Origin of the sequence: Runella sp. (genome assembly GCF_027484545.1) — a bacterium.
GTDB lineage: Bacteria > Bacteroidota > Bacteroidia > Cytophagales > Spirosomataceae > Runella.
In genome coordinates, this window is record NZ_JAIXST010000092.1 from 1 (window position 1) to 6311 (window position 6311).

Sequence of the window (6311 nt, forward strand, 5' to 3'; positions counted from 1 at the left end):
CAAGTACGATTCGCAAAAGGCCGTGTATGTACAAGTATTGAAATGGCTTGATGGTGCCAATGACGATCTTACTGCGCTTATCGCCAAAGGAGATCGTACCCTTGCGGGAGATATCTACCTCGGCAACGACCTCCGCAAGTGGCAGAAAGTGGTTAACGCCTTTAAACTGCGCGTGTTGGTAAGCTTGAGCAAACAAGAAGCTGATGGCGAACTGCAAGTAAAACAGCGCTTTGCCGAAGTATTGAGCAACCCCACCAAGTTTCCAGTAATGACAAGTATGGGCGATAATATGCAGTATGTTTTCAACAACTTCAATAAATATCCACGCAACCCCTCTAACTTTGGTTTCAATGCGACCCGCGAAAATATGGCCAAAACTTACGTGGACCTGCTCGTAGCACGTAGAGACCCGCGTATTTTTGTCGTGGCAGAACCTGCCGAAGCCAAAATCAAAGCAGGTTTAAAAGTTACAGATCATGAAGCGTATGTGGGTGCAAGCTCTGGAGAAGACTTAGCCGACATGAGTACCAAAGCTTTAAATGGGGAGTATTCGTTTCAGAAACGCTCACGTTACTATGCCAATGACGTGGGTGAAGCCTTGTTTATAATTGGGTATCCTGAAATGTGCTTCAACTTGGCCGAAGGCATCAACCGTGGCTGGGCTACTGGTGATGCTGCTGAGTGGTATCGCCGAGGTATTGCTGCATCGATGGGTCATTATGGCATCACAGACGCCACAGCCTTAGCTACTTATTTAGACGGCACATTGGTAAAATATGCGGGTAACAATGCCACAGGTTTAAATCAAGTTTTAACACAGAAGTACATTGCCTTCTTCCAAAACTCTGGTTTAGAGGCTTTTTACAACAATCGCCGTACAGGCATACCTACTTTCTTGACGGGTGTAGGTACAGGCAACAGCAGCAGGATTCCAAAACGTTGGCAATATCCTTCAACGGAGCGAAATACTAATGCCACAAACTATAACGCTGCATTGAGTACACAATATACAGGCAAAGACGACATCAACGACATGATGTGGATTTTGAAATAATTTTTTCCTCATAGGTTAAAAAGTGAATACTAAAGCGGGGGAATTTTCTCCCGCTTTATTCATATCTTTAAACAGCTCATTTCTAATTCTTTCGACCCTATGCGTTCCCCCTTTCTCCTTTTCTCCTTTCTTCTTTTTCCAATAGCACTTTCCGCTCAATCCCGTATCTTCAAAACACTTCAGGTACCAGGGAGATCTGAGTTTTGCAAAATAGACACTACGGGTGGTTATTCAGTGCTTCCGAGTGGGCGCCGAGTAACTCCCGCAGGCACTACACTGCGCATTACCAACGACCCGTTTGGATTGACGGTCAGTCCGGACGGGAAACGGGTGGTAGCCCTGCACAGCGGCGCTATCTCCCTCATTGATGCGCAACAACCCCGAGAGGCCATCCGCATTCCAGATTATGCCAAAACCTTCGCCGACCCGTTCAAAGGAGCCTCATTTTTGGGCGCTGCTTTTGCTGCCGATTCCAAGATTGTGTATTTGAGCGGAGGAGACAAGGGCAATGTGGTGATTTTTGATACTGAAAAAAAGGAAAAAATTGACGAAATATCGCTTAACCAACCTGTTAACGGCCAAAACTTTGAAGAAAGTTTTACTTCTGATTTAGTCTTAAATAATGCCAAAAATGAGCTGTTGGTGCTCGACCGCGCCCATTTCAGGATGGTACGCATTGACTTAGCCACCAAAAAAATCACCTCATCCATTCCCGTTGGACGGCAGCCGTTTGGACTATCACTCAGCCCTGATAAAAAATTGGCATTTGTGGCCAATGTAGGTTTGTACGAATACCCGTTAGTACCCGGCGTAACGCCCAAAAACAAAGACACAATGATGTTGAAGTTTCCTCCTTACGGCACCTTCACCAAAGAATCCATTGAAGGAGTAGAGGCAGAAGGACGCAAAATACCCGGCTTGGGCAGCCCACTCGTGCCCGAAGCGATGAGTGTTTGGATGGTTGATTTAGGCACCAATAAGGTCACGGGAAAATTTAAGACCGGTAATCAAATCGGTGAAATGATTGAAGAAGCCGAAGTGGTGGGCGGAGCTAGTCCCAACTCGGTAACGGTAGGCAACCGGTTTGCGTACGTTTCCAATGCCACCAACGACAATATTTCAATCATTGATTATAAAACCCGCAAAATCGTTGGGCATATTTCACTGAAAGTACACCCAAACATCAATAAATACCGCGGTCTGATGCCTTTTGGAATGGCACTGACCCAAGATGAAAAAACCCTGTACGTAGCTTTGTTGGGCTTCAACGCCGTGGCAGTAGTAGATTTAACCACGCGCCGGGTAAAGGGATTAATTCCTACTGGTTGGGGACCGACGAAAGTAAAACTGTCGCCGGATGAAAAAACGATCTACGTAGTTTCGGCACGGGGGTTAGGTGCGGGTCAAAACGGTGGGAAAGGTTTTGTGAAACCGGACCGAGGAACTTACATTGGAGATATTCAATTGGGTACTTTTCAAAAAATCACTCTACCTGCTCCCGCAGAATTGGCGACTTGGACGCAACAGGCCACTAATAACACATTTGAATCCGTATCCCTTACCGATGACGGGAAAAACCCTCTCCCTCCCCTACCCGCTTCACGGCCAAGCCCTATTAAATACATTGTGTACGTTACCAAAGAAAACCGTACTTACGATGAAGTATTGGGGCAACTCTCTAATGGCGACACAACAATAACCCGCTACGGCACTAATGTCACGGTAACTACCAAAAAAGATACCTTGCGACACGTAGATGTGATGCCCAATCATCAGCGAATTGCGAAACAATTTGCGTATTCCGATAATTTTTACTGCGATTCCGATGCCTCCATCCACGGTCACCATTGGATGATGGGCGTAATTCCCAACGAATGGGTCGAAGCCAATTCCAATCATGCAGGCTCATTCAATGCCTTCTCTAAGGCACCCGGGCGGCGGTTTCCCAAAGCAACGGGCGCGATTGATCCCGAAGATTACAACGAAACGGGGGGAATGTGGGAAGCGTTGGAACGCAAAAAACTTCCTTTTTACAGTTTTGGGGAAGGAAATGAATTTGCTGGCGTTGCAGAAGAATGGGATCATTTTGAATTTGGGGCACGTCAACCGGTGGTATTTCCATTGGCAAAATCTGTATTTGAACATACCTCCCGCAATTACGCCGGTTTTGATATGAACATCCCGGATTGGCTGCGAATGGACCAATTTGAGAAAGAATTCACCGAAAAATGGTTAACACCTAAAAAGGGAACTTCCAAGTCCGCAAAAGTTGATTTGCCCCGCGTCATTGCCCTTCAGTTGCCCAACGACCACGGGGCAGGTATTCGTCCCGATGCAGGCTATCCCTATCCACATTCGTTTATGGCTGATAATGATATTTCGTTGGGACGTTTACTTCAATTTCTATCGCATACTCCCTACTGGAAAAATATGCTTGTTGTCATCACGGAAGATGACCCTCAGGGCGGCGTAGACCACATCGACGCGCACCGTTCATTACTGATGTTGGCCGGGCCGTACGTCAAGCGAGGGCATGTATCACACACGCACGCCAATTTTGGCTCTATTTTGAAAATAATTTATAATACCTTAGGCGTTCCGTACGTAAATCAATACGACGCCACGGCTTCGCTGCTTCAGGATTTTTTTACCGAAAAGCCCGATTTTACCCCGTATCAACTGGTAATTCCTGACAAACGCGTTTTTGACGTGGATAAGGCGATGGAGATTTACAAAAAGACATTTGATTGGAAAACCGCCAAACCGGGTCCCAAAATGGATGACCCCGACGAACAACGTAAAGAACATTACAGGCAACAAAACGAACACTAATGAACGATTTAGTCTCCTCCTCCTTAACCGAAATTCGCCAATTGTTTGAATCACAAGGTGATGAACAATACTACGGCGAAGATATAAGCCAACTGGAACATGCTACGCAGGGAGCCGATTTAGCCCGAAAAGGCGGCTTTGACCCAGAAGTACAGGCTGCCGCTTTTCTGCACGACATTGGCCATTTAATGCCTGCCGAACTGGAAGAAGAATTGATGGAAGTCTATGGCCGAAAAAACCACGAAGAAGTAGCCGCCGATTGGCTGCGTGAACGCGGTTTTCCCGAAAAAGTGTGTATTCTGGTGGCCAATCACGTCAATGCCAAGCGATATTTGACGTACAAAAACCCTAAATACTTCGCAGGTTTATCCGATGCCAGCCGCAAAACTCTTGAATTTCAGGGCGGCCCGATGCAAGCCGAAGAAGCCAAATCCTTTGAGCAAAACCCTTATTTTGAGCTCATTATCCAAATGCGCCGCTGGGACGAAGCCGCCAAAGTAACGGGACTGCCTAAGCCTGATTTGGAAGCATATTTGAAGTTGTGTGAAGAGGTATTGGCGTAAAAACATTGAAACAGGGTCGAAAAAAGCAAGGGTAGTTTTTTAGTTAAGCATAAAAAACTATCTTTCTCCCGCTTTTTCGTCCCTCTTTCTTTTATGCCGATAGACAACGTACACGACAAGTTTTTCAAAGACAGCTTTTCCCGAAAACAGTTAGTGGAAGGGTTGATTCAGGAGCTTTTCCCCAAAGAATTAAGCCAAAAAATAGACTTATCAAGTTTAGAGTTGAGCAATAACTCCTACACGGACGAAAAGCTGGAGGAGCATTTTGCGGATATTGTTTATCAGTGTACGTACCAACATTCCCAAAAAATTCGCATTGCGTTGCTTTTTGAACACAAAAGTTATCAGGAAAAATACCCCCATTTTCAGCTTTTACGCTATTTGCTCAATGCGTGGGAACAAGACAGCAAAGAAAAGAAAGAGCCCACGCTCACCATCCCCATTGTGATTTATCACGGCAAAAACCGCTGGAAATACCAATCCATCCCGCAGTATTTCAAAGGGTTAGACGCTGATTTGGCTCGTTTTTTACCTGATTTTGATTATTTACTTTTTGACATTTCGCAGTTTTCGGACGAGCAAATCGCGGGGTTTTCCAATAAATTTTTAGCTCTTTCATGGATATTGCTCAAAAACAGTCGAACCAAATCCTACTTGCTCGGCATTGCTCAGGCTTTTACCGAACTAATCCAAGCCATTGAATCCACGGGCGATATGAGTTATATCCGAAGCGTATTTCTGTATGTACTTTCCACCACCGAGAACTTGGCAAAGCCAAAAATCGTTGATATATTTCGAAACATTTCAATCCAAACAAACAGCATTACCATGACTATCGCAGAAGCCATGAAGCTTGAAGGCAAAATCCAGGGCAAAATCGAAGGTAAAATTGAAGGCAAAGAGGAGGCTACTATCGTGTTTGTGCAGAAATTGGTAAAAATAGGCATGGATGCCGCTACCATTGCCCAAACCTTTGAACTGCCCAAAGCTAAAGTCGAAGAAATTATTGCTAAAATGTAGCCTGCGAATACTTTTCCTGACCAAATGAACTTTATACGTTAACTTCCTGAAAGGCCAGGTGTCCCGGCCTTTCGGTAAGTTTTTTTCTATCCCCACACTTTCGCAATCACTCCGTTGATCTTGGCCTGCATTTTCTCGCGCAGCCGCTTGGCTCCGTTGACCACCGCCACATCAGCCTCCAACTCCTCCACTATCTACGCTTGCTCTTCTAGTGGAGGAACAACAATTTCTAAGTTTTCTACTTCTATTTGATTAATACTTGGATATTGACCTTTCTCCATTTTCGCAATCATTTGATTCATCATAATATTTTTGAATTATGGAAAAAAACAAGTGTTGCCCGGTAACTTTTGCCAGTTTCGAGGAAAACACTACAAAACCTGTGGATGCTATTACATTATCGGGAATTGAATCTATTAAGGTCTAAAGTAAAAGTTCTTGTGTATTAAATTGCAATCATTACTTATGCTTTAATTATTTGATTATCAGCATTTTGATATTAGATTGCTTTGCAAAAGGTCTAAGAAATCTGTATCAGAATTGTATGGGACTAAGCCCGATAGGATTAGTGCATACTGGACCGCCCATGCGGTTCAAGAGATGGGAATCAGAGAAGTTATCAGGCTAATCAGATTTACCCCGAAGCGGTCGTCCTGCCAAACTCAACGAAGAACAAAAAAAGGTAGTGGAATTCTGCAAGTCGGGTATCATTAAGTAATCAATTAAAAGTAATAGTGTATTTGATTTTCATTTGTATGACGATTTCATCAATAGCTTTTTTGAGAGAATCGCTACTGGTATAATCTTCGATTTTGAGCCACAAGTGTTTAATATGATGCCAA

The 6311-nt window shown here is 44.4% G+C and carries 4 protein-coding genes; all 4 read left to right on the forward strand.

Annotated features, from left to right (window positions below; all coding sequences use genetic code 11):
* On the forward strand, positions 1–1054 hold a 1054-nt coding region (locus tag Q0081_RS08620; protein ID WP_298351499.1), incomplete at its 5' end, for a SusD/RagB family nutrient-binding outer membrane lipoprotein.
* A 99-nt stretch (positions 1055–1153) separates the two neighbouring features.
* Positions 1154–3886, forward strand: a complete 2733-nt coding sequence (locus Q0081_RS08625; RefSeq protein ID WP_298351500.1) for a YncE family protein — start codon at positions 1154–1156, stop codon at positions 3884–3886.
* Complete coding sequence (locus tag Q0081_RS08630; RefSeq protein WP_298351503.1) at positions 3886–4449, forward strand: HD domain-containing protein; 564 nt, start codon at positions 3886–3888, stop codon at positions 4447–4449. The genes Q0081_RS08625 and Q0081_RS08630 overlap by 1 nt, the downstream gene beginning before the upstream one ends.
* Positions 4450–4542: 93 nt before the next feature.
* Positions 4543–5469: an Rpn family recombination-promoting nuclease/putative transposase gene (locus tag Q0081_RS08635; RefSeq protein ID WP_298351506.1), complete on the forward strand. Its 927-nt coding sequence runs from the start codon at positions 4543–4545 to the stop codon at positions 5467–5469.
* Positions 5470–6311 lie beyond the last annotated feature (842 nt).